Genomic DNA, 26,035 nt, shown 5'->3' on the forward strand with positions numbered 1-26,035 from the left:
ATCGTAGGTTATCCTCCTTTTTTTATGTCAAGTATTTCAGCTGGTGTTGCTTTATCACAACGATTCATTCTTCGTAAACCAGCAAATTTTAGCCATACTTTTTGCCCATCTTTTTTATAGTTTTCTTCTAGGTTTATAGGGTCCAAATAGTAATATTCCATTTTATCTCCTGGCATTTGTATCGTGTATTCACAATCACCCTCTTTGTCAGAATAAACAACTGTTCCCAGTAAATACCCAGCTTGAGCCATTTTCTCTGGATTTACACTTCCTGTATTGGTAGTTGTTTCTGAAGGTGTAGTGGATACGGCTGTAGTAATAGTTTGGTTTTCTGTTGTACCACAGGAAAGAATTACTACTGAAAAAGCTAACAGACTTATTTTTAAAAGCATTTTAATTTGTTTTAAAGTGAATACTGAAGTTACAAAAACTAGAGGTTTTCAATTTGATTTTAGCATTATTTTGTGAGCCAACCCTTTTTATCTAATAAATACTTTTTATTCGTCTCTATTTTCAATTTCAATAATACTTACGGGAGCTGCTTTTTCGCAACGATTCATTCTTCCAAGACCTCCATATTTTACCCAAACAGTTTGCCCATGTGTATGAAATTTGTCACTTAGATTGATGGGATCTACGTAATAAAAACCCCGCACCCCATCGTTAAGCTGAATTGTATATTCGCAATCTCCTTCCAAATCTGAATAAATAATGCGCCCTGGAATATATCCGGCAGCCATTTTTTCTGCTGCGGCAATTTTTTTAGCCTCAATTTCTTCAGGGCTATTTGTTTCAATATTTTCGGGTAGGTTTTGAGTGGAAACACAGGAAATCATTGCCAACATAAAAGAAATAAAAATAATCTTTAGGAACATGGTTTTTGAGGTTTTATGAAGTTTCAAGATACAAATTTTAAAAATACGCCCGCAATTGAATGCTTCCTGTATGCACTGTTTTAGTGGTTTCACTTTTTCTACCAAAATAAGACAGATTGGCGTCCAAATATTTTGTTATTCGCTTTTGAAAAAGTAAACGCCAGGTATAGTTTGTGCCTGGTTGCAATCCTTCCAGCATTTGGTATGCCACAGGCGAAAACGGACTTCCTTCAAATTGGTTGGCTATATAATTGAATTCTCCATTAACTGAAATTTTTTCAGCATTGGTATATGCAAAAGAAAAACCGATGGTTTGCTGTTTCAATTTCTCCATTTCGCCTAATTGATTGTCTTGGTTTGCAAATTCATAAAACACATCAAAACGAGTCTGCTGGTTAAGTAAATATGAAATTTTTGGGTTAAATTCATAGGAATCTAACAGATAATTTCTGGTGGCAAAACTCTCCGAAAGGCTTTCATTACTGCTTTTAGCTCCTTTAAAATTCAACAACCAACTTTCCCAACATTTATGGTTAAAATTAAATTGGTGACTTTTAAGCTCGTTACGCTGTAAGCCCACGGCAAGCAAATTATCACTTGATGTAGCAATAAAAGTATAGCTAGTGGTAAAGTGCTGTTTCCCGCGATTAAAGAATAATGCATTTCGAAAATTAAGTGTCAAGCCTAACTGATCGTCGCCGCCATCCTCAAACGGGTTTATGTTAAAACCATCATTTTTACGCTTCACTTTCCGATCCAAAACATACGAAGTCTGATTGTAAAAATGTGAAAGCAACTTTTTAAAACCTTCTTTTTTCGACCAACTTTGAGGATTCAATGTAAGGATTTGACTAAATTTATTCTGACGAATTTTTAAAAATATTTGATTGGGAAGCAAAATCCGAATATACTCCGCTTGGTCTTGAAACTGCGCAATTTCAAACTCTTCCAGCTCCTGAATTCCGTTGCCATTATAATCTATCCATGTATAAACGCCTTGCCCAGCATCGGTTTTTACATATGTAAACTCCTGTTGCGGAATTACTCCGTTGTTAGACTCCAAAGTAGTATTCCACCGAATACCGTTATCAAACAACGATTGGTTATAAATGATTCTTGAATTTAAGGAACGTTCCATTTCCCGTTTGTCTATAAAGGAAGGAAGCGTGTCATTAGGGTCAAAACCAGTTTCAGACTTAGGTTCATATTTTAAAGTTCTATAATTTGCAAAAGCAGAAAGCTCCGTATTTTCAGTACTTATAAGTTTTGACTTAATAAAATAAGTATTGGACGAATTTACTTTTTGAAGCAAATTATCCCGCACACTATCGTTAACTCGAAATTGATATCCCGCTTCCACAAATACTTTGGTACTGTCGCCAATGCCTGAAAACACTTCATACGAGCTAAATTTCTGGCTTATAGGTGAAATACTATCACGATCCACATCCCTTATTTGGTTGTCTTCCACAGCTATTTTTCCGCCTACCCAAGTTTTATCAAAAGAATAGGTTGTGGTGTTATTCAATCGTAAAAATTTGGAAGAAATAGAATCCGCTTTACTGTTCAAATAACTTCCGTAGGTTACAAATTTGAGTTTTTTAAGTTTTAAAGCTGAAGCAACAACATGCCGTATTCCATTGAAATTTTCCGAATAATTTAAATTTTGAAACTCATAGCGTCCACCCCCAATTTTAGGATGTGAAACTTCAACCCCCGAAATAACAAAACGTTGATTCCCCAATGGATCTGTAAGGTTCCAGTCTCTATTAAATTCAATGTTATAAAGTCTTTCAATAGTTTTAAAATCTTTCTGCACAAAATCTAACGACCCAAAAGCGTCCACTTTAAGAGTATCTGCCGTGGTTAAAACTCGTTGCTTGAAAGCCAATCTTCCTGCAAAACCATCATTATTAGAATCGTCAATATTGCTAAAAAGGTTGAGGTCATTTTTACTCCCTGCAACTTCAAAACCAACACGTGTTTTTTCTGAAGGATGGAAGCTTCCATTAAGGCCACCAACCTGTAGTTTTAAAGGTGCGTTCAGCCTAATAACGGGAGCATAATTTCCTTGTGGCAATCCATTTATTGGCGCTACATATTCAAAAATTCGGCTTATAGCATTATTATCACTAAGTACATAATTTCCGTTATTATTCCCAACAAGCGAAAAGCGAACACTAAAAAGCTCATCTTCGGGATTGCTTGAAAACACAAATATTTCTGCCCCATTTAACACTTCTTTTTTATAGAGAATTTTATTTTCAGAATAGGTGTCAGGAACTGCAGAAGGTGCATTCATCAAATCACTATCATCGCCGGCCGCTTGTAAAATAGCCACTTGTTCTTCGGTAAGATTTTGTTGAAGGGGTTGGTTTTTTGCGTCATTTTCAGAATAAACATACACGCCCAAATCCAGATTTTCGCTTGTATAATTTCCACCACCATAACCAATGAAACGCGTATAACTCCTATCGGTATATTGATATTCCACCGAAATACGCATATTGCTATTTATAGGATACGTAGGATTGAACTTTATTTCGCCCGCATTGTAATCAATTACATAATCTTCGTTTTCCCCCCGTTTTAAAAGCAATCCGTTTACATATACACGTTCACTGCCCGAAACAACCAGAATATACAGTTCGCCATTGGGGCCAACCAATTTATACGGCCCTTGATTACCTTCTTGACCTAAAAATTCACTTTTAGAAAAAACGCCCCGCACCAAGGCGCCAGATGCAAAGGCAGAAATTTTTGAACCATCGGCATTATTAAACCTTCCGCCGAGTGAAATTCCTTGAACTTTTTTTGTAAATCTTCCGAAGTAACTGTTGTTGTTTTCCAAATCGATATCTCCCGCACGAATGTTCCAATTTTCACCAAAAAGTTCAATAAAAATCTGGTCAAATTCATTTAAACTTTGCGAATAACCCCCTTCTTGAGTAGGAATATTTGCATCTTGAATGGACGCACGAATAGAAACCTTATCGCTTAACTTTCCGGTAATTTGAAGGTCCAATTCGCTATTTACCACGGCATTTTGATTGTTTCCAATTGTAATCCCGCGCGAAATACTTCCTGAAGTGTTTAACCCATCAAAAGGGGTGAACATATTTTGATTATTATTTTCTTGTAGCGAATAAAGTTTGTCTATTTCACCCGTATTTTCAACAATTATCTTTGGGTCGAGAGCAAAATAAGCTCTTGTTAAAAAATCAGGATACCGTAAATATTGAATTGTTAAGGAATCTTTTTCTTGCTGTAATTCTTTAGAAAAAATAATTATTCCCTTTTTAAAATCTATTCGATAACTAAAAGGATTCGGAGCATTTCCATCTTTATCGAGGACTGCAAACCGTTTTGGGTTAATACTTACACTATCCAAAACCACGGTATCCTGCACCGCCACTTTCTTTTCACGATAGTTTGAAGAAACGTCCTGCGCATAGCCAATGGCCATAAAAAAGAACAAAAAAGCAGAGAGGTATAACTTCATTATCAATATAACTTACTATAGCGTTTTATATTTTGTGAATATATTATGAAAATCTTTAGGCGCACAAGTCCTGTAAAAATACAATGTTAATTAACTTAGTACCCTATAATAAACGCTACTTACAATGAAAATAATATCGTACAACGTAAACGGAATACGCGCTGCAATGCGAAAAGGCTTTATTGATTGGCTAAAGGCCGCAGATCCAGATGTGGTCTGCCTTCAAGAAACCAAAGCTACTTTTGACCAAGTAGAAGTGGAAGAAATAGAAAAAGCTGGGTATCCATTTCATTATTGGTATAGTGCAGAAAAAAAAGGATATAGTGGCGTTGCAATATTTTCAAAAGTAAAACCAAATCATATTGCATATGGAACGGGGATTGATTATATGGATTTTGAAGGCCGTAATATTCGCGTAGATTTTGACACTGTTTCGGTGATGAGTTTGTATTTGCCAAGTGGAACAAATAGTAATCGTTTGGAACATAAACTCACTTATATGGCCGATTTTCAGAAATATATTGATACTTTAAAAAAGGAAATTCCAAACTTGGTTATTTGTGGTGATTATAATATTTGTCACAAAGCGATTGATATTCACGACCCCGTAAGAAATAAAAATGTTTCTGGGTTTTTACCAGTAGAACGGGAATGGTTGGATGGATTTATGAAAAGTGGCTTTATAGATAGTTTCCGTCATTTTAACAAAGAACCACACAATTACACTTGGTGGAGCTACCGCGCGAATGCTCGAAATAATAATAAAGGATGGCGAATAGACTATAATTTGGTTTCTGAACCGCTTCAGAAAAATTTAAAACGAGCCGTTATTTTACCAGACGCAATGCACAGTGATCATTGTCCGCATTTGGTGGAATTGGAATTTTAAATTAAGGCTATTAATTACTCATGAAATATACAATCTTTCCAAACACAGATTTAAAAATCAGCAAACTCTGCCTTGGCACCATGACTTGGGGGCAGCAAAATACAGAAGCCGAAGCCCACGAACAACTTGATTTCGCAATTGAAAAAGGAATCAATTTTATAGATTGCGCCGAAATGTATCCCGTTCCGGCAAACCAAAACACGCAAGGAAGAACGGAAACCTATATTGGTAATTGGTTCGCAAAAAAGAAGAATCGAGAAGATTTAGTTTTGGCTACAAAAATTGCTGGTCCAAGCCGAAGTATGGATCATATTCGGCAGCCGTTAGATTTCAGCAAAAAATCTTTGGAAGACGCCATCAATAAAAGTTTAACACGCTTGCAAACCGATTATATTGATTTATACCAATTGCATTGGCCAGAACGGAGCACAAATTATTTTGGGCAACGTGATTATACTAGAAATGAAGCTGAAAATTGGGAAGACAATTTTTCGGAAGTATTGCAACATTTAGAAGGCTTTGTAAAAGCAGGAAAAATACGCCACATAGGGCTTTCAAACGAAACTCCTTTTGGCGCGATGCGGTGTATGGAAGAAGCGCGAAAGGGAAAATTGAAGATGGTTTCCATTCAAAATCCTTATAATTTATTGAATAGAAAAGATGAAATAGGGCTTTCAGAAATTCTTCATCGTGAAAATATTGGCTATTTGCCTTATTCCCCTTTAGGTTTTGGGACACTTACCGGTAAATATTTAAATGGAAAAGCGGATGAAAATTCGCGTTTAAACCAGTTTAGGCAATACAATCGCTATAGCAATAAGTCTGCCATTGAAGCCACAGAAAAATATTTTGAGATTGCCAAAAAACATAATTTAACTTTTACACATTTGGCTTTGGCTTTTATACTTCAGAAGAAATTTGTGACAGCACCAATAATTGGAGGTACGTCTATAGTACAACTTTCAGAAAATATTGAAAGCATCGATGTGGTTCTTTCCAAAGAAATTTTAAAAGAAATTGATGAAATTCACAATCAAATTCCGAATCCTGCGCCTTAAACAAATGCGCTATAGCCAGTAATTGCACGACCCACAATTAAGGAATTAATTTCTTTGGTGCCTTCATAACTATAAATTGCTTCGGCATCAGCAACAAAACGCGCCACATCATACTCTAATAAAATACCGTTTCCACCCATAACTTCACGAGCTTGGCTAACAACATCTCGGGTTCGCATGCTGCAAAATACTTTCGCCAAAGATGCGTGTTCGTCGGTTAACAAGCCTTCATCTTGCAATTCAGATAAACGAAAACACATCGTTTGCATGGCGGTTAAATTTGCTACCATTTCTACCAAATGATTTTGCACCAATTGAAAGGATGCAATTGGTTTTCCAAATTGTTCGCGTTTTTTAGCGTATTTAAGTGCTGCCTCATAAGCGCCGCGAGCACAACCCACGGCTTGCCAAGCTACACCTGCGCGAGTCATTCTTAATACTTTTGCTGTATCTTTAAACGAATCACATTTCTGAAGCCTATCGCTTTCCGGAACACGGCAATCAGCTAGGGTTATCAACGCATTTTGCACGGTACGAAGGGCCATTTTATTTTCAATTTTTTCCGCTTTAAATCCAGGATTCCCTTTTCGAACTAAAAATCCCTTTACCTGATTGGTAGCTTCATCACGGGCCCAAATAACGGTAACATCTGCAAATGTTGCATTGCCAATCCATTTTTTTTGTCCGTTTAAAACCCAAGTGTCGCCATCTTGTCTACACGTTGTTCCTAACCCCCCTGCGACAGCAGAACCTACTTCGGGCTCGGTTAAACCAAAGGCTCCAATTAATTCCATACGTTGCATTTTTGGCAGCCATTCTTGCTTCTGTGCTTCACTTCCGCAAACGTAAATTGAGCCCATCGCCAACCCACTATGCACTCCAAAAAAGGTGGAAATAGAAACATCTACTCGCGCCAATTCCATCGCTATAATTCCTTCCATTAAAAATGGCTGTTTGTATTTCCCGATGCCTTCGTATGAAATACCACAAATATCTAACTCCGCCATTTTAGGAATTATATGAAAAGGAAACTCGGCTTTATTCCAATATTCATTGGCTATTGGCTTAATTTCGTCTTCCATGAAATTTCTAACCTTTATTTGTAGTTCGCGTTGTTCGGGACTCAGCTTTAAAGCCAAGTTATAAAAATCACCATCGATTGGCGGTAATTTATGTTGTCCTTTTTTTCCGCTTTTATGCTTTAGCATTTTCATTAAACCAGCCAATTGGCGTTCATCGAGCTCACCAACGGTTTTCATTATTTCAGAAAGATCTACTTTTTGTGAAAGTTTCCCCAGCGCATCAAGATCGATGTCCTTCATTAAGTGAATGGTTTGTTTGATTTTTGAAAATATAGACATCCTGATGTTTTTTAGAATTGAATCCTAAAGATACCATTAAGGAATTTTCCTTTTGACTAAAAAAAAGTTAATTTGAAGGGAGTGGTTATATAAAAGCTTCAACAATCAGCTTTTTTGTTGAACTAAAATCAAAATTACCCAAAAAGATGATGCACCACATCATGAACTTTTGCCACTTTTATAATAGTAATATGAAAATCGTTCTTTGGAATTTTACAATATTTTGAAATTACAATTGAAGTAAAACCAAGTTTTTCTGCTTCCAAAATACGCTGTTCAACTCTAGTAACGGGGCGCACTTCGCCAGCAAGACCAACCTCAGCGGCAAAACAAAGGCGTTTATCAATAGCAATGTCAATATTTGAAGAAAGCACAGCTGCAACAACAGCCAAATCTATTGCGGGATCGTCTACCGTAATTCCTCCTGTTACGTTTAGGAAAACATCTTTTGCGCCCAGTTTAAAACCTGCTCTTTTCTCCAAAACGGCAAGAATCATATTTAAGCGTTTGGCATTGTAGCCTGTTGCACTTCTTTGTGGCGTACCGTAAACCGCACTACTTACCAACGCTTGGATTTCAATCATTAAAGGACGCATGCCTTCTAAAGTTGCAGAAATTGCGGTGCCGCTTAAATCTTCTTCGTTTTTTGAAATTAATATTTCAGAAGGGTTTGAAACTTCACGAAGACCGCTGCCTTGCATTTCGTAGATGCCAATTTCATTTGTGCTTCCAAAACGGTTTTTGTTGGCACGCAGAATTCTATAAATATGATTTCTATCGCCTTCAAATTGAAGTACGGTATCTACCATATGCTCCAAAATTTTAGGTCCAGCGATGTTTCCATCTTTGGTAATATGACCAATTAAGATAACAGGTGTCGCAGTTTCTTTAGCAAATTTTATAAGCTCTGCAGTAGTCTCTCGAATTTGCGAAATACTTCCTGCGGTGCTTTCAATATAATCTGTATGTAGGGTTTGAATGGAATCTATAACAACAATATCTGGTTTAATTTCTTCAATATTCCTAAAGATATTTTGGGTTTTTGTTTCTGTAAGAATAAAACAATTTTCTGAAATAGGCTGGATACGTTCCGCACGCATTTTTATTTGCTGAGCACTCTCTTCACCAGAAACATAAAGCGTTTTATAAGGGAGTTGAAGGGCAATTTGAAGCATCAGTGTACTTTTCCCGATTCCAGGCTCTCCGCCTAAAAGTGTTAAAGAGCCTGGCACTAACCCACCGCCAAGCACACGATTAAGCTCATTATTTTTGGTGTTTAAACGGGCTTCTGCTTGGGTAGATATTTCTGAAATTCGTTGGGGTTTTGCTACTCTTTTCGATGTATTTTCAGGAGATTTCCAACTTACCTTTTCGGCTTTCTGGATTACTTCTTCAGCAATTGTATTCCATTGCTTACACGAATTACACTGCCCTTGCCATTTGGCATATTGTGCCCCGCAATTTTGACAGAAAAAAGTGGTTTTTGTTTTGGCCATAATTAGAAGGGTAAAGATACATTATTTTCTGTGCTCGTTATTTTTGAAAAATTCTATCATCTATAAATATATTTAAAATCGATAATATTAAAATGGCTTATATTTAATCGAGAATACATGGCTTACAGTCACTATTCCAATAAAGTTAATTGTATTTCACTGTATACTTAAACCTAAATTTAGCTTAATATTTTTTAAATAATATCTTTACCCGTACAATCATTAATAAATGAAAAAACTCCTATTCATTTTCTTCTGCGTTATTTCAATAATTACTACTTCAGCTCAAAAAACTGAACAAGTAATTATTGAAATAACACAGAAGGTTAATGTTGCTTCTGAAAAAGGAGAAAAGCTTAAGTGGTTGGATAGTCTTTCAACTTATATTAGGGAAGAAACTAATTTTCAAAGTGATTCAATTGCGAAAATAGCTTTACAGTATGCTCTAGATTTAGATTCAATAAATATTGCTACTAAAAACACTGCTTATTTAATTTATTTTCAAAACAATATTACTGGAAATTTAAAAGAAGGGAATAAGATTTTTTTAAATTTTTTAGATAATGCCAAAGTTTGTCGTAATCATTTAATTCTCTCAAAATTTTATTTGGAAGGTGCTGATACATATTTTTATCTAGAAGATCAAAAAAAAGCTATTGACTATTATACACTTAGTGAGAGAGAAGCAAATCTTGCTAATGATGATTTGCAAATTGGTCTTGCAAAAATGTATAAAGGAAACGCTTTAAGTTATATGGGAGAGTTTTCTGAAGCCTCGAAAGAACTCCAGGATGCTATTCAAATATTTCAAAAAGAGGATAACACATATTATATTATTAGCGCTAGAAATTTACTATCTATATTATACAGTCAGAATTCATTTTTTGAAGAAGCTAAAAAAGAAAGAGATGAAGCTATTTTACTTGCAAAAAAAATTAATAGTTATGGGCATTTAAGTGCTTTTTATTATAATGCTGCTGCAGACAATAGTAGTCAAGGAAACTTAATTGAAGGAGTTGAAAATTTAAAAATGGCATTGGCAGCTTGTAAAAAAACAGACAATCCTAAATTTTATGAATCTACAATGCTAGTAGGGTTGATTATAGCTTATTCTAAAATAGATAGTATTCCTCAGGCCAGTTTTTATTTAAAAGAGTTTGAAGAAACTTATAAGGATAGAATTGAAAATGTAAAAGAACCCTACCTAGATGCTTTAAAAAATTTAGCATTTGCAAAGAAAGAATATACTTTAGCATTAAAATATGGAAAAGAACATTTAGACATAAAACTAAAAGGAACACACTATGGAAATATCCAAAATGCAGAGTTATTTATGGCAGATGTTTATGAAGCCTTAGGAGACTTAAAAGAAGCATACGTACATTTTAAAAAATATTCAGATATAAATGACTCCATAGGTAGAATAAAAAAAATAAAGACTCTTTCATATTATCAAACCGTTTATGAAACAAGAAAAAGGGATTTAAAAATAAAAGAACAACAAAACAATATTGTTCTTTTGGACACAAAAAATAAACTTTACAATCAGTTATTACTTTTTGGCGGACTTGGATTATTATTAATTTTTGGTTTTATAATCATGATACGTTCACGAAATGCGGCAAATCGAAGACAAAAAATGCAAACAGCTTTCTCACAAAGCTTAATTAATGCTCAAGAAGAAGAAAGAATAAGAATTGCCAGAGAGCTACATGATAGTGTTGGACAAAAAATAATGTTACTTACCAAACAAACAAAAAAGTATGGGAATCTAAATATGGAATTACTTGCAGCTGATACTCTTGATGAATTAAGAACAATATCCCGTGGATTACACCCAGCTACTTTAGATAAATTAGGCACAACCGCTGCTATTGTAGGAATGGTAAATGAAGTAGATGCAAATACAAATATTTTTTTCACAAATGAAATAGAATATATTGACAAATATTTATCTAAAGATGAATCATTACATTTATATCGTATTCTTCAAGAAATACTTAGTAATATGGTAAAACATGCAAATGCTAATGTAGCTTCGGTTAAAGTTAAGGTTAAAAAAAAGAATATTAAAGTTGTAGTAAAAGACAACGGAAAGGGATTTGAATATTCAGAGAAGTTAAAACTTAATGCTAATTTAGGCATGAGAACCTTAATGGAGCGGGCAAGTATATTAAATTCAAGTTTAGATATTAAATCTAAGATAAATTTTGGAACAACAGTAATATTAATAATACCTTATAAAAATGTTTAACAAAAAAGACATATCTATTGTAATTGCTGATGACCACCCAATGTTATTGAGAGGCTTGCTCGATGAATTTGAAGCTAATGGCTACAATGTAATTGGCAATTCAGCAAACGGAACACAGGCTTTGGAGCAAATACTAAATTTACAACCAACTATTGCTATACTAGACATTGATATGCCATTATTGAGTGGTTTTGAGATTGTTAAAATGGCAAAGGAAAAATATGTTAAGACAAAGTTTATTATCTTTTCATATCATAGAGAAGCAGAATTTGTTATCCAAGCAAAATCTCTTCAAATTGATGGGTATTTATTAAAAGAAGACCCATTCATTGAAATAGAAAAATGCATGGATGCCGTTCTAAATGACAAAGTGTATTTCAGCTCATCTTTTAATTCCCAAAATTTAAATGATGTTTCAAATGAAATAAAAAAATTGAATTGGTTAACGCCTTCCGAAATAACCATATTAAAATTAATTGCTCAAGAAAAAACCAATACTGAAATAGCTGATATATTAAGTATTTCTGTAAGAACAGTAGAGAAACACCGAAGTAATATAATTTCAAAAATTTGGAATAACAAAACCAGCAAAACATTGAGTGCATGGGCGATTACCCACAAAAACCTCATTATTAATTATTAATAAGTACAACGTGTTCTGAATGTTAATAAAAAAGGGACTAACTTATACCATGTATAGAGTTAGCCCCGCATTGTTAAAATTAACTATAATCCCAAATTTTAATTTTTAATGATTTTTTTATTTAGTGTCCCTTCTGAAGTTTCAATATTCAATAAATAAACACCTTTTGATAATAACGAAATATCTAATATTCCATTTTCTAATTGAATATCATTCATTTGTTTTCCAGTAATATCCATTAAAGTCGTTTTAAATATTTCAATTGTTTTAGGAATAATAACATTTATAAAATCTGAACTTGGATTTGGATATATTACTATTTTTGAAATCGAATTGTTTTCAGTGCCTAAAATTTGTTCTTCTCTCATAGTCCAAGAAAAACTTTCGTATAACACTCCAGAAATAGATTGAATATCCGTCCATACTGTCCAAGGTCCTCCTAAAACATTGCCCGGATCTATAAAGTGAGGAGGGTGAGGAGATGCTGTAGATTCCTCCCTACATGGTCGCCAAACCCACAAACCATTTCCATCTGGTTCTCCAACAACAGTTGGAAAAGCAGAAACCCAATAAGTACCAGGAGGCAGTACTACTTGCTCTCCGCCATTTGCATCTGTAATTCGAATATTGCTAAAGTCTGAGTGACGCCCACGCTCATATTCAATTAAAGAATAATGAACAGGGTCTATATTAGATAACTCAACGACTCCAGCGCCAGATTGTGAAGGATTTCCCGATGGCTTACCATTGTCATCAACATAAATAAAAACATTAAAAGCCACTTCTAAAGAACCTAAATTTGAAACATAACCATTTCCTCCATAAAAATCTAATTCTCCAATTGCTGTCACTTCATCTAATATAAAAGAATCTGCAGTATAAAAACCTGTTCCATCGGTACCTTGTGTAGAATAAACCCAATTGTCAGGATCAGGAGGAGTTCTATCTATAATTATATTTTGAGATATACAAGTAAAGCTTATTAGTAAAAAAATAAAGAGTGTAATTTTTTTCATATTTATAATAATTTAAAAGTTTAAATAAGGATTATTTTTAATTAAAGAAAACACTGTTTAGATTTCCTTTTTCATTTTACAAAGTATATTATTAATTTGACAAATTAAAATACGTAGTGTCACGTATATACTACGTAGACAAACGTATGATTTTGAATATTTAGCAACTTTATTACCTCAATAAAATAAATATTATTAATCACCAATATTTAAATCACAGATTAATCAAGTTGTTTATTAAAATTAATATAGTGTTGTTGTTGTTTAATTAAACAAATATATCTTCTTGAATTATTTTAATTAAAAAAATAATGGTAGTAGTTCTGCGTAGTATATACGTGATACCACGTATATTTCCAAAGATTTTTACGCCATATATTGCATTGAATAAAAATTAAATAAAAATCAATCAATGATGAAAAAAATTACATTAGTAGTCACTATTCTTATAGGGATAGTAAATAATTTACAAGCACAAATAAATTTGAACCTGAATGGAGAAAAAAATTTAATTGAAAATACAAACACCTCCTCAGATGAAGAGTTATTTGAAAGATTTAAGGGAAGTAATAATATTGATAAAAATCAATTTACAACAGTTGAACAGTTCCGTTTATCTAATTACCTGAAAACGAAATTCCAAAATCGGCATCTATCCCCGACAAAGAATAATTCAAAAAACCCTGAAGGAACAAATGCATATTGCGGACCTCTCGTTTTTCCGACTGCTGTTGAGCCAATTACTTTGGTAGATTTTGCAGGGATTAATAATGCTACCAATGCAACAATTAATGGCACGCCATCTAACGAAGACTTTACCGCAATTATTGGAAATGTGTATAAAGAAACGAACTATACTATTACTTTAGAAGGCAATACAAATGGCAATAACACCAATAGATTTGTAGTGTTTATAGATTGGAACCAAAATGAGATATTTGACGATCCAGGAGAAGTCTATGAAATTTCAGAGACTATTACAAATTCTACAGGTTCTGATGGTATTCAGGCAACAGGGGATATTTATGTTCCTTATGAGTCTGAATATGGACCTACTAGAATGCGGATTAAAAAAATATTGGGAACTACAGATTATTTAAACCCATGTTTAGGAGCAGATAATGGGCAGGCAGAAGACTATACCATAAATGTGAATTTTATTTCTGAAACTAGATTATATACCGTTAGTAATAGAGACCATATAATTTCTAATATAAAACCTAATTTTCCAAATTTTTTGATAGATTCAGGTTCTTCATCCCTAACCAATGAAAATGCAGGCGCTATTGACCCTAATGAGACAAATTTCGGATATGTATTTAATGACGCAGGAGATTTTTATAAAGTAGACATGGAAACCATAACCTATACTCAAATAGGAAACATCCCCGGTAATTGGGTGGGTGCAGAGTTTGATACCTCAACAGGCGTTTTATATGCCATAACTACCACGGAATTGTATGTAATTGACCCCATCGCTGTAACAGCCTCACTAGTTGGCCCTTTGGGTTTTACAAATGGAGAAAAACCTGTTGCTTTAGGAATTGATGGAGGGAGTGTTGGCTATACTTTTGATGTAGAAGGAGATAACTCTTATTCAATTGATTTGAATACCGGTACAGCTTCTTTAATAGGACCTATGCAAAGAGAAGGCTCTTATGAGGGCGGCATGGCGTATGATATAGAGTTTGATGTTTTGTTCATAATAATGCAATATGCTGGAACAAATAAACCAATGTTAGGTCAGTTCAATAAAACTACTGGAAAAATAGAACCTTTATATCCTTTAGATGTAGTAGGTCGAAAACCAAGTCACGGTTGGCTTTCTGCCGGTATTTCATATCCTCCAGCGGCTTGCGCTCCTCCAGAAGCAGTTCAACTAGATACTGCCAGTGACACTGTTGCATATATTAGCTGGATTGACTGGTATTACTGGAGAGCTGTAAATGGATATTCTTGGGAACTTTATTATCAAAACGATGACCCCGCAACAGCCACTCCAGTACAAACAGGGCAGACAGGAATTTTTGAATGGGGAGCTACTATTGAAGGATTAGAGGAAGGTTACAATTACGATTTTTATGTAAGTGTAAATTGTGCTGATGGAGTAGGCAACCCATCTCATAGACTTTCTTTTCAAACCAATAGATATATACCACAGAATTGTGCAGATGGGCGTAAATATCTAGATGAGGGTGGTGCCAATGGCAATTATCATGTTAATGAAAGTCAACATCTAAGCGTATTTCCTGAAAATTCTGGTGAGGGGGCAGTAGTTACCTTTTTAGATTTTGATGTATTACCAGATGAAGATGCATTATATATATATAATGGCCCCAATGAATTTGCTCCACAATTCGATAGCGGAAATCCAGCTACCTCCAGTGGTTTTCCAGCAGGGGGCTTTTACGGAACTGATCTTCCTGGGACTTTCAAATCAACTCACCCTACTGGTAGATTGACTTTTATATTTAGAAGTGACGCAGAAGGTACGGCAAGAGGATGGGAAGCCGAATTCAGCTGCTATCAGTTAAGACCGGAAAACGATTTAATAGAAAACGCTATTGATGTTGACGAAATGGGCTTTCCTTATAGAGATCCTCAAAACATATTACAATGGGCTACAGAAGAATTGGAAAACCCTATTGGGTGTAGCATTTTTAACAAAAAAGGTGTTTGGTATAAATTTATTGAAAATGAAAATAGTTCAGTAACGGCATCGGTTATTAATAATGCAGGTGAGACAAATATAACTTTTTATACAGCTCCAAATGAAAATGCTTCTATTACTGATTTAACTTTTGTTGATCAGCCAACCAATTATTGTGATCCAAGTAATACTTCAACAATAACCACAGTAGCTGGGCAAGCATATTATGTGTATGCTGTAAATACAGGAGGACCAACAGATGTTTTATTTAACAAATCAACTTTAAGTATATTAGACAATAATATAGAAGGGTTTAATTACTATCCTAATCCAACAACTGGGTTATTATATTTAAAAGCTATAGATAACATTAATAATGTAAGCATATATAACCTTTTAGGTCAAAAAGTAATAACTAAGGAAGTTCAATCCATGAATACTCAGATAGATCTTTCTGGATTAACTTCAAGTATTTATTTAATGCAAGTAGAAGTAAATGGGCAAACAGGAACTTATAAAATAGTAAAAGAGTAGATTATATAAGTTGATTTTTTTAGTTAGTAAAAAAGCCACCTATACTATTTATAGATGGCTTTTTTATTAATACTCTGGGTGATTTTAGAGAAAGAATGCTCAAAATGACATCAAGTTAATACCCAAAATCATTCTTTATTTTGTCTGCTCTATCCAATAATTTATCTATTGTTATAAAGTCAACTTCCTCTTTATCATAGGCCCCTTGAAAAGTTTTCATTGCTTTTTTTGGTTCGCCCATTTCTTCAAAATAGCGCCCTAAATAATAATCTCCAAGAACTGTATTTGGGTATTGTCTTTTTGCTAAGGTTGCAATTTCACGTAGGGAATCCCATTCTTTTTTCTTTTCTGCTGCAGTGGCAGTAGCGATAAAATCGTTTACCCGAATGTTATTTGTAATTCCAAAAAGATCTTCAATAACCTTATACTTATCTAAGAGATATTGGCTAACTGGGGTTTCCATTTTTAGCAAAACATCTGAAAATTCTTTTTTACTGATAGGCCTATAAACTGAAAATATTTTTTCTAATGCATTCGGAATTCCACGGCCTCCCAATGAATAATGCGTAGCACCTTCAAAATTATCAAAGTAATAATTAAATTTTGGACTTCTTAACCCGCTTAATTGCGTGTCTAAATCTTGGGTAGACTCCATTAAGCCTTTAATATCGTCGGTTCCTGTTGCCAAATAATAGAATAATTTTTCAGAAATATTTGGAATTCTTTCAATAAGTCGTTGATCCATCAAAGGGGCCAAATCGGGACTCAAGTTTATATATCCGTTTAATAGAGGTGGGTCTTTAAAAAGATAATAGTTTAAAAAATTGGCTGTAAAGTCATGCCCTACACCAATTATAAATTTTGCTGTTCTATATTTTTTATCAATATACGGTATTAATTCAAGGCCAATAAACTCAAAAAACTGAGCACCTGTATCGCCTGGCATAAAAGTATTATCATCGTATGCGCAATCATCATAACGAGAATCTCCCTGCATGATACCTACCACGATAGACTCTGGCATATCTTCCCAATAGCTGAAATAATCTACATTTCCAGCAACAGGCTCAAAAAGGTAATCTGCATCCAGCACTAAAACGATTGGGTATTTTTTTTCGACATTCGCTTCGTAATTTCTAGGAAGTTGAATTTTCAACCTTCGGGTTTCACCGAGTTTACTAGAGTTGAATTCTTCATAAATTATTTGGGAAAATGAGGCGTAATTAATCAAAACGCAAATTGCGAATAGGATGATTTTTTTCATTGCTTAGGTTTTTTTTGCTTCGGAAAGATAGCAAATTTTGAATGTTTCCCTTTTTTCGGAAGAAGAAAAAATGTGAAAATTATAATTTTAGACGTTTTCTATTATAGATGGGAAGCAATACCAATGAAAGCACCCCAAATAAGACAATAGAACTCATATTTGAAATCCAAACAATCCAACCAAATGCAACACCTACGGTCTTTGCAATTCCAAACACGCTTAAAATTCCTGCAACGGCAGCGGGGTATGTTCCAAAACCGCTATTTGTAAACGCAAACGTAAAACTTCCAACCACAAATGTGATTATAATTGTACCAAATGGAATGTTTGCCGTTTCGGGGAGTGCGTGAAGTGCGGTATAAAAAGAAAGCAAATAAAGTCCCCAAATTATAAATGTATGAAAAATAAAAGCACCTTTTCTCCGCATTTTTAAGATACTAAAAACCCCTTCTTTTAAACCAATTACAAAATCTTTTAGCTTTTTATTTATATTCGATTTTGAAAATTTTATATAAAGCGGAATCATTATTAAAGCTGCAATAATCCCGATAACCAGCACATAAAGTGCAGATTTTGGGATGCTTTCAATAACATATCCATAAAGCGCATCAAACTTTATGATTAGCGCTGCAATTGTAAAGATGAGTAGAAAAATAAGGTCTACAACTCTTTCAGAAATAATGGTTCCAAATCCTTTTTGAAAAGGAACGCCTTCATATTTGTCTAAAATAATTCCTCGGGAAACCTCTCCGCTTTTTGGAATAAAAACATTCATTAAATAAGCGACAGAAATCGCCATAAAATTATTAGCTAATTTGGTTTTATACCCCAAAGGATCCAACATAAAATTCCAACGATACGATCGTGATAGGTGACTCAGAACACTAAATATTACAGAAAGCAATACAAACCCATAATTAGCATCGGCAAAATATTTTTGCGTTTCAGCTAGTTGTTGCGGTGAGAAAGATTGATACACATACCATATCAAGAAAACACCCAAACCCAGGGGGATTGCAATCTGCAAAAACTTTGAAAGAGACCGATTCAAATTAACGAAGCAGGTTAGTTGCTTCGTCTGGGAACACCAAAGCAGGCTTAAACGTTTTAGCTACTTCCAATTCCATCAAAGCATAGGTAATTAGAATAAGAATATCACCTGGAGCTACACGTCTTGCTGCAGCACCATTTAAGGTTATTTCACCGCTATTGCGTGGCCCAGGAATAGCATACGTTTCCAAACGTTCGCCATTATTATTATTTACTATTTGAACTTTTTCGCCTTCAATAATATTGGCGGCATCCATTAAATCTTCATCAATGGTAATACTACCGATGTAATTTAAATCAGCACCGGTAACTTTTACTCTATGAATTTTAGATTTTACTACGTGTATTTGCATGGTGCAAAGGTATTAATTTAAAGGCATATTATCTATCAATCTAATATTGCCAGCAAAAGCGGCGATAAAAGCCCTGTATTTAGAACTCTTATTTTTTCGCTTTGCAGTTTTCAATGTTTTTTCGTTGGCAATCTCAAAATACTCTAATTCTAAATGAGGATTTTGCAAAAACCGTTCCGCAACTAAAGCGTTTAAATCTGCAATGGAAGTTGTCCTAAATTTTGCCTGCACCTCTTCTAAGGTTTTATAGATTAGTGTTGCTTCATCAAATTGCTTTGGGCTTAGTCGTTTATTTCTTGAGCTCATTGCAAGACCATTGGGTTCTCTTAAAATAGGGCATCCAATTATTTTTACTGGAAGCTTCTCTATGGCAGTTAGTTTTTTAACGATTTGCAGTTGTTGAAAATCTTTTTCGCCAAAATAAGCGGTATCGGGATTTACAATTCTAAAGAATTTATCGAGAATTGTCCCTACGCCATCAAAATGTCCGCTTCTGTGTTTTCCTTCCATTTCATTTTCAAGTCCACCATAATTATAGCTTTTAGCTAAAACTGAACCTTCGTATAGGTCTGAAATTTCTGGTAAATAAATAATTATATCGTTATTTAATTCTTTTAAGAGCGAAATATCATCCTCGGGAGTGCGTGGATATTTTTCCAGATCTGCACTGTTATTAAACTGTGTAGGGTTCACAAAAATACTTACAACCACAAGGGTGTTTTCTTCTAATGCTTTTGCCACCAAAGAGATATGCCCTTTATGTAATGCCCCCATAGTTGGCACAAAACCTATTTTTTCATTTTTATTTCTGAAAGACAGAGCCTTTACCAATGTTTCTTTCTGGGTGTGTATTACCATAAAATTGGGTTACGAGCAGGCAAAATTAATATATTAAAGACAATCTACATAAATTTTCGTAATTTTGCGTGTTTTTAAAATCCACACTATTTTGTGGTTAATTACAACTAATACCTAAAAACCTTATAGATGAAAGATAAAAGAGTCTTGTATGTGTCTTCAGAAGTAATACCCTACCTTCCTGAGACCGAGATTTCTTCGATGTCGTTTGAAGCTCCGCGAATGATCAACAATAACGATGGTCAAATACGCATCTTCATGCCCCGCTACGGCAACATTAATGAAAGAAGACACCAATTACACGAAGTGATCCGCCTTTCTGGAATGAACCTTGTAATAAATGATCTAGATATGCCTTTAATTATTAAGGTAGCCTCTATTCCGAAAGAGCGTATTCAGGTTTATTTTATTGATAATGAGGATTATTTTAAACGAAAAGCAACCTACGCAGATGAAGAGGGAAACTTCTATAAAGATAATGATGAACGTGCCATTTTCTTCGCAAAAGGAGTTATTGAAACCGTAAAAAAATTGAATTGGGCGCCAGATATTATTCATGTGCATGGCTGGCTGGCATCTTTTTTACCATTATACTTAAGAAACTACTATGGCAATGAGCCATTATTTGAAAACAGTAAAATAGTTACCTCTGTATACAATCAAGGCTTTGATGGAACGTTAGCTAAAAATACAATCGATAAAGTACGGTTTGATGCTATTGACGATGAAGCTATTACAGAACTTGAAGATCCAAGCTATGTAAACCTAATGAAAATCGCGATTAATAACTCTGACGCTATTATCGTGGGTTCTGAAGAAATACCTAGTGAGCTTCAAGAATATCTTAACACTCTTGACAAACCAGTGTTAAAGTATCACAATATGGAAAGTTTTTCGCAAGCATATTTAGATTTTTACCGCACAAAAGTTCTAAATTAAAATTTTGTGGAAATGTGTCCCCAACTTTTCACTCTAAAAACAATTAAATAAACTGATGAAAATTAAAAATTTACTGCCTATTGCTGGCACTATTTTGTTTATCATAATTGCACTATCTTCCTGTCAAGAAGATATAAGTACAATTGGATCTGAAATTTTGGGAGACGAAACCCCAACTGGTATTTTAGATGAGTCGCAAACTATTATTTCGTACAGTAGAAAATTAGGCCCAGTGCAGAGCAATAGGTTGCCTGCGTATCAGCTTGGTATATACAACGACCCTGTTTATGGAAAATCAACTGTAAATTTACTTTCACAACTTACCCTATCAAGCAGCAATCCAACCTTTGGTGAAAATGCAAAAGTTGATAGCGTATATGTATACTTACCGTATTTTAGTACGGGTACAACTGTAGATACAATTACAACCTACACGCTGGATTCAATTTATGGATCTACGCATGTTAATCTTAATATATACGCTTCAAATTACTTTTTAAGAGAATACGACCCAAGTACTGGCTTTGAAGAATTTCAAAGTTATTATACAACCCAAGGTCCAACTTTTGAAGATTATTTGGATGTAGAACTAGCAGCTGTTGAAAATTTTATACCTACCACAAATAGCTATGAATTTTATAGTGGAACAGATGATGAAGAAACCCTAACGCCAGGATTACGTGTAAAATTAGATTCTGATTTTTTCCAAACTAAAGTTTTAGATATGGAAGGAACAGAAGAATTGCGAAATAGCAATAACTTCAAAAACTTTGTTAGAGGGCTTTATTTCAAGGTAAGCTCTCCACAAAATGACGGAAACTTGTTTATTTTTGACGCAACGAAAGGACATGTTTCCATATTTTATAGTTTTGACGATGAAGATGATCCAGATGAAAGAGACAATTCTGTTTTTAAATTAAATTTTGGCGGTATTAATGTAAATACATTTGAAAACAATTTACCATCACATATACAAACCGCAGTAGACAACCCAAACATCCAAACTGGAAATGAAAACCTCTACCTACGAGGTGGCGATGGAATAATTTCAGTTGTGGAACTCTTTGGAAAAGACAATGACAACAACGGGGTTGCAGACGAACTTCAAGTACTACGTGATAAAAAATGGATTGTTAACGAAGCAAATCTAATCTTTTATGTTAACCAAGATTTAATGGTGGGCGGTACAACAGAACCAGAAAGAATTGTAATTTACGACCTCAAAAATAGTAATGTTTTGGCAGATTACAACCTAGACCCAACAAATGGTCTTGAAGCTATAGATGCTTTAACCAACCACTACGGTAGGTTGCAAAAAGGAAGTGATGACAATGGCGAATATTACAAATTGAAAATAACGAATCACGTAAGTAATTTGATTAATAAAGACAGTACAAATGTACCTTTAGGTATTGTAGTTTCACATAATGTATTAATTCAGACTACTTCCAAATTATTAAACCCAATGGAACCAGAAATTGAAGAAGTTCCTGCAGGTAGTGTTATATCGCCAGAAGGAACGATTCTTTATGGAAATGCAACACCAAATCAAGAAAAAAGATTAAAGCTCCAAATTTATTATACTGAACCCAAATAAACACCGCTTATGTGTGGAATTGTAGGCTATATTGGCAAAAGAGAAGCATACCCAATTATACTCAACGGATTAAAACGCTTAGAATACAGAGGATACGATAGTGCTGGAATAGCACTTTTTGACGGTACCAACATTCAACTTTGTAAAACAAAAGGGAAGGTTGTAAATCTCGAAGAAAAAGCAGAAAAAGAGATTTCTCGCAATGGAAATCTTGGTATTGGCCATACTCGCTGGGCAACACATGGCGTTCCCAACGATGTTAATAGCCACCCTCACTACTCCAACAGTGGCGATTTGGTTATTATCCACAACGGTATCATAGAAAATTATGACGCCTTAAAAAAAGAATTAATTAAGCGTGGTTACACCTTCAAGTCTGATACCGATACTGAAGTTCTTGTAAATCTAATTGAAGAAATTCAGAAAACTGAAAAGGTAAAACTAGGAAAAGCAGTTCAAATAGCGTTAAACCAAGTGGTAGGCGCATATGCAATTGCTCTTTTCGACAGAAAAAAACCAGATGAAATTGTTGTTGCAAAATTAGGCAGCCCTTTAGCTATAGGTATTGGTGACGACGAATTTTTTGTAGCAAGTGATGCGTCCCCTTTTATTGAATTCACTAATAATGCTATTTATCTTGAAGACGAAGAAATGGCTATTATCCGTCTTGGACGCGATGTAAAAGTACGTAAAATAAAAGGCGATAAACCCGTTGCCCTCTCTATCCAAGAGCTTCAACTTAACCTTGAGCAAATTGAAAAAGGTGGTTATGACCATTTTATGCTAAAGGAAATTTACGAACAACCCGCAGTTATTAAAGATACCTATCGCGGAAGACTTCTTGCTGAAAAAGGAATTGTAAAGCTTGGCGGACTGGAAGAATACATTGAAAAATTCATCAATGCAGACCGTATAATCATTGTTGCTTGCGGAACCTCTTGGCATGCAGGATTAGTGGCTGAATATATTTTTGAGGAAATGGTTCGTATTCCCGTTGAGGTGGAATACGCTTCCGAATTCCGCTATAGAAATCCAATTATTTCTGAAAAAGATGTTGTTATCGCTATTTCTCAAAGTGGGGAAACCGCAGATACACTTGCCGCAATAAAACTTGCAAAATCTAAAGGTGCTTTTGTTTACGGCATTTGCAATGTTGTTGGCTCTACTATTTCAAGAGAAACGCATAGCGGTACTTATACGCATGCTGGCCCAGAAATTGGTGTTGCTTCAACCAAAGCATTTACAACACAAATCACTGTTTTGGCAATGATTGCGCTTCGTTTGGCTAAGGCAAAAGGAACTATTTCGCAAAGAGACTTTATGCTTTACTTACGTGAATTGGAACTTATCCCCAACCATATTGAAGAAGCATTAAAAACAGAAGATAAAATTAAAGAAATAGCGGCTGTCTTTAAAGATGTTCGCAATTTCCTTTACTTAGGAAGAGGGTATAACTTTCCGGTTGCTTTAGAAGGCGCATTAAAATTAAAAGAAATTTCATACATCCACGCAGAAGGGTATCCTGCTGCTGAAATGAAACACGGTCCAATTGCCTTGATTGATGAGCATATGCCTGTTGTGGTTATTGCTATAAAAAGTGATCATTACGACAAAGTAGTGAGTAATATTCAAGAAATAAAAGCAAGAAAAGGAAAAATAATCGCTGTAGTCTCTAAAGGCGACACCGCGGTTAGAGAAATGGCAGATTATGTTATGGAGGTACCACAAACTCCTGAAGCTTTAACCCCTTTAGTGACTACCATTCCATTGCAATTATTATCGTACCATATAGCCGTAATGCTGGGTAGAAACGTAGATCAGCCACGTAATTTGGCAAAATCTGTTACCGTAGAATAAGGGAAAAAGTATACTTTTCTAAAGAAAAATTTAACGATTAGCATTGCTAACCTATTTAGTAGGACAGTAATGCTAATTTTTTTTGTGCTAGAATCATTGTAAACTTAAAAATCTTTATTTTTAGGAAATGAAAATTATCAATCTCATTTCTGGGCCTCGAAACCTCTCTACAGCACTTATGTATTCCTTTGCGCAGCGTGAAGAAATGACGGTTTTAGACGAACCTTTTTACGGCTATTACCTTCATAATGCTACGATAGAAACCGAGCACCCTTCTCAAAAAGAAATTCTTCAAACAATGGATTTGAAGAGAGAAAATATAGTGAATACTATAAATTCACTATCCGAAAAGAAAAATGTTTTTGTAAAAGGGATGGCACATCATTATTTGACAGCTACACCTACATTTATCCTACAGTGGAAAAATGTAATTTTAATTCGTCATCCAAAAAAATTAATTGCCTCCTTTTCAAAAGTAATTCACACACCAACTTTAAATGATATTGGCATCAAAAAAGCTGCAGAATTATTTTTATTTTTAGAAGAAAGCGGACAAACACCAATTGTGATTGATAGTGATGAACTTCTTAAAAACCCTGAAACCTATCTCAAAAAACTCTGCTCCTTACTAAACCTTCCTTTTTCAAAAAAAATGCTTCAATGGGAAAAAGGCGGCATTCCAGAAGATGGCATATGGGCGGAGCATTGGTATACAAATGTTCATAATTCTAAAGGGTTTGCCCTACAAAAAAGCAGTTCCCAGCCTTTACCAGAACATTTAGAACCAGTACTAAAAGAGGCTTTACCTTATTATGAAACACTAAAAAATAATATTTTAATCAACGATTAATATGCTCCAAAAATCCAATCCTAAAAACGACAACATTCAAGTATTTATAAAAGACACGCTATATCCACGAAGCGAAGCCAAGGTTTCGGTTTTTGACAGCTCCGTACAAGGCGGCGATGCCGTTTGGGAGGGATTGCGCGTTTATCCTGAAGGCGTAGTTTGCTTAGACAAACACTTAACCAGACTTCATGAATCTGCAAAAACTTTGGCGTTTACAGATATTCCTTCTAAAGAATTCATCAAAAAAGCTATTAAACAAACGCTTGACGCAAATGGCATGACAGACGACACACACATTCGCCTCACATTAACACGGGGCGAGAAAATAACCAGCGGCATGGATCCGCGCTTAAACCAAAATGGTTCATGCCTAATTGTTTTGGCAGAATGGAAACCTTTGGTTTATGACAATAGCCATGGTATAAAAGTAATTAGCACCAGCCAACGCAGAAATTCGCCACAATTTTTAGATAGTAAAATTCATCACAACAATCTACTCAATAATATAATTGCAAAAATTCAGGCAAATATTGCTGGGAAAGATGCGGGCTTAATGCTAGACGATCGCGGTTTTATAGCCGAATTAAATGGTAGTAATCTTTTTATGGTAAAAAATGGAAAAGTTTTTACTCCATACGGTCATGCTTGTTTACCCGGAATAACACGCAATTCCGTAATGGAAATATGTAAAAAAAACAATATAGAAATTGTTGAAGCAGACATTACTCTTTCGCAATGTTATAATGCAGACGGCGTTTTCGCAACAGGCACAATGGGTGAATTAACGCCAATTGTTGAGATTGATGGTCGAATTATTTCAAAAGACGATACCCTTCAGCAAAAAATTATTGCCCTTTTTGCAAAAGAGGTTCGTAGTCTTTGTGAAAAGCTTTGATTTTATCGGGTTTTACAAGGTTTAGCCCTCAGAACTACATTTTTATTAAAAACTACAAATTTTTTAAATCGTGACGTTGCAATTTTAATTTAGA

General features: G+C 34.6%; 20 protein-coding genes. 10 read left to right on the plus strand and 10 right to left on the minus strand.

The window, feature by feature from the left end; translation table 11 throughout:
• Positions 1-8 precede the first annotated feature (8 nt).
• The 3 genes from ABJ955_RS04350 to ABJ955_RS04360 all read right to left on the minus strand — a co-directional run bounded on the left by ABJ955_RS04350 (position 9) and on the right by ABJ955_RS04360 (position 4,377).
• The gene (locus ABJ955_RS04350; RefSeq protein WP_347373376.1) at positions 9-392 is read right to left on the minus strand and encodes a hypothetical protein; all 384 of its coding nucleotides are present in this window, start codon (positions 390-392) and stop codon (positions 9-11) included.
• Between the two features lie 105 nt (positions 393-497).
• Complete coding sequence (locus tag ABJ955_RS04355) at positions 498-902, minus strand: hypothetical protein (protein ID WP_347373377.1); 405 nt, start codon at positions 900-902, stop codon at positions 498-500.
• A 10-nt stretch (positions 903-912) separates the two neighbouring features.
• Complete coding sequence (locus tag ABJ955_RS04360) at positions 913-4,377, minus strand: hypothetical protein (protein ID WP_347373378.1); 3,465 nt, start codon at positions 4,375-4,377, stop codon at positions 913-915.
• Positions 4,378-4,501: 124 nt separating this feature from the next.
• Between ABJ955_RS04360 and ABJ955_RS04365 the strand changes: the two genes are divergently transcribed.
• Positions 4,502-5,266, plus strand: coding sequence for an exodeoxyribonuclease III (locus ABJ955_RS04365; RefSeq protein ID WP_347373379.1), 765 nt, complete (start codon positions 4,502-4,504; stop codon positions 5,264-5,266).
• Positions 5,267-5,286: 20 nt separating this feature from the next.
• Positions 5,287-6,324, plus strand: coding sequence for an aldo/keto reductase (locus ABJ955_RS04370; RefSeq protein ID WP_347373380.1), 1,038 nt, complete (start codon positions 5,287-5,289; stop codon positions 6,322-6,324).
• Here ABJ955_RS04370 and ABJ955_RS04375 read toward each other — a convergent pair.
• Both ABJ955_RS04375 and radA read right to left on the minus strand, forming a co-directional pair.
• Positions 6,321-7,685, minus strand: coding sequence for an acyl-CoA dehydrogenase family protein (locus ABJ955_RS04375; protein WP_347373381.1), 1,365 nt, complete (start codon positions 7,683-7,685; stop codon positions 6,321-6,323). The genes ABJ955_RS04370 and ABJ955_RS04375 overlap by 4 nt on opposite strands.
• 134 nt (positions 7,686-7,819) lie before the next feature.
• The gene (gene radA, locus ABJ955_RS04380; protein ID WP_347373382.1) at positions 7,820-9,181 is read right to left on the minus strand and encodes a DNA repair protein RadA; all 1,362 of its coding nucleotides are present in this window, start codon (positions 9,179-9,181) and stop codon (positions 7,820-7,822) included.
• 229 nt (positions 9,182-9,410) lie between these two features.
• Between radA and ABJ955_RS04385 the strand changes: the two genes are divergently transcribed.
• Both ABJ955_RS04385 and ABJ955_RS04390 read left to right on the plus strand, forming a co-directional pair.
• Complete coding sequence (locus tag ABJ955_RS04385) at positions 9,411-11,435, plus strand: ATP-binding protein (RefSeq protein WP_347373383.1); 2,025 nt, start codon at positions 9,411-9,413, stop codon at positions 11,433-11,435.
• The gene (locus ABJ955_RS04390; RefSeq protein WP_347373384.1) at positions 11,428-12,078 is read left to right on the plus strand and encodes a response regulator transcription factor; all 651 of its coding nucleotides are present in this window, start codon (positions 11,428-11,430) and stop codon (positions 12,076-12,078) included. Before ABJ955_RS04385 ends, ABJ955_RS04390 begins: the two co-directional genes overlap by 8 nt.
• 98 nt (positions 12,079-12,176) lie before the next feature.
• Here ABJ955_RS04390 and ABJ955_RS04395 read toward each other — a convergent pair whose 3' ends face one another.
• On the minus strand, positions 12,177-13,094 hold the full coding sequence (locus tag ABJ955_RS04395) for a T9SS type A sorting domain-containing protein (RefSeq protein WP_347373385.1): 918 nt from the start codon (positions 13,092-13,094) through the stop codon (positions 12,177-12,179).
• 412 nt (positions 13,095-13,506) lie between these two features.
• Between ABJ955_RS04395 and ABJ955_RS04400 the strand changes: the two genes are divergently transcribed.
• A complete protein-coding gene (locus ABJ955_RS04400) occupies positions 13,507-16,278 on the plus strand; it encodes a GEVED domain-containing protein (RefSeq protein ID WP_347373386.1) in 2,772 nt (923 codons plus the stop codon).
• A gap of 115 nt (positions 16,279-16,393) precedes the next feature.
• On the opposite strand, the gene ABJ955_RS04405 is transcribed toward ABJ955_RS04400, so the two are convergent.
• The 4 genes from ABJ955_RS04405 to panC form a co-directional block, all read right to left on the minus strand.
• Positions 16,394-17,542: an alpha/beta hydrolase-fold protein gene (locus tag ABJ955_RS04405; RefSeq protein WP_347373387.1), complete on the minus strand. Its 1,149-nt coding sequence runs from the start codon at positions 17,540-17,542 to the stop codon at positions 16,394-16,396.
• A 79-nt stretch (positions 17,543-17,621) separates the two neighbouring features.
• Positions 17,622-18,569: a lysylphosphatidylglycerol synthase transmembrane domain-containing protein gene (locus ABJ955_RS04410; protein WP_347373388.1), complete on the minus strand. Its 948-nt coding sequence runs from the start codon at positions 18,567-18,569 to the stop codon at positions 17,622-17,624.
• Between the two features lie 25 nt (positions 18,570-18,594).
• Positions 18,595-18,945 carry an aspartate 1-decarboxylase gene (gene panD / locus ABJ955_RS04415; RefSeq protein ID WP_347373389.1) on the minus strand — a complete coding sequence of 117 codons (351 nt, stop codon included), beginning with the start codon at positions 18,943-18,945 and terminating at the stop codon, positions 18,595-18,597.
• A 12-nt stretch (positions 18,946-18,957) separates the two neighbouring features.
• Positions 18,958-19,803, minus strand: coding sequence for a pantoate--beta-alanine ligase (gene panC / locus ABJ955_RS04420; protein ID WP_347373390.1), 846 nt, complete (start codon positions 19,801-19,803; stop codon positions 18,958-18,960).
• A gap of 129 nt (positions 19,804-19,932) precedes the next feature.
• On the opposite strand from panC, the gene ABJ955_RS04425 reads away from it, so the two are divergent.
• The 5 genes from ABJ955_RS04425 to ABJ955_RS04445 all read left to right on the plus strand — a co-directional run bounded on the left by ABJ955_RS04425 (position 19,933) and on the right by ABJ955_RS04445 (position 25,941).
• Positions 19,933-20,742, plus strand: a complete 810-nt coding sequence (locus ABJ955_RS04425; protein ID WP_347373391.1) for a glycogen/starch synthase — start codon at positions 19,933-19,935, stop codon at positions 20,740-20,742.
• 55 nt (positions 20,743-20,797) lie between these two features.
• On the plus strand, positions 20,798-22,339 hold the full coding sequence (locus ABJ955_RS04430) for a DUF4270 domain-containing protein (RefSeq protein WP_347373392.1): 1,542 nt from the start codon (positions 20,798-20,800) through the stop codon (positions 22,337-22,339).
• Between the two features lie 9 nt (positions 22,340-22,348).
• A complete protein-coding gene (gene glmS / locus ABJ955_RS04435; RefSeq protein WP_347373393.1) occupies positions 22,349-24,196 on the plus strand; it encodes a glutamine--fructose-6-phosphate transaminase (isomerizing) in 1,848 nt (615 codons plus the stop codon).
• A gap of 127 nt (positions 24,197-24,323) precedes the next feature.
• Positions 24,324-25,046, plus strand: coding sequence for a sulfotransferase family protein (locus ABJ955_RS04440; RefSeq protein WP_347373394.1), 723 nt, complete (start codon positions 24,324-24,326; stop codon positions 25,044-25,046).
• A gap of 1 nt (position 25,047) precedes the next feature.
• Entirely contained in the window at positions 25,048-25,941 is an 894-nt protein-coding gene (locus tag ABJ955_RS04445; RefSeq protein ID WP_347373395.1) for an aminotransferase class IV, read from the plus strand.
• Positions 25,942-26,035: the final 94 nt, after the last annotated feature.

Source organism: Aequorivita sp. Q41 (assembly GCF_039831855.1).
Classification (GTDB): Bacteria; Bacteroidota; Bacteroidia; order Flavobacteriales; family Flavobacteriaceae; genus Aequorivita.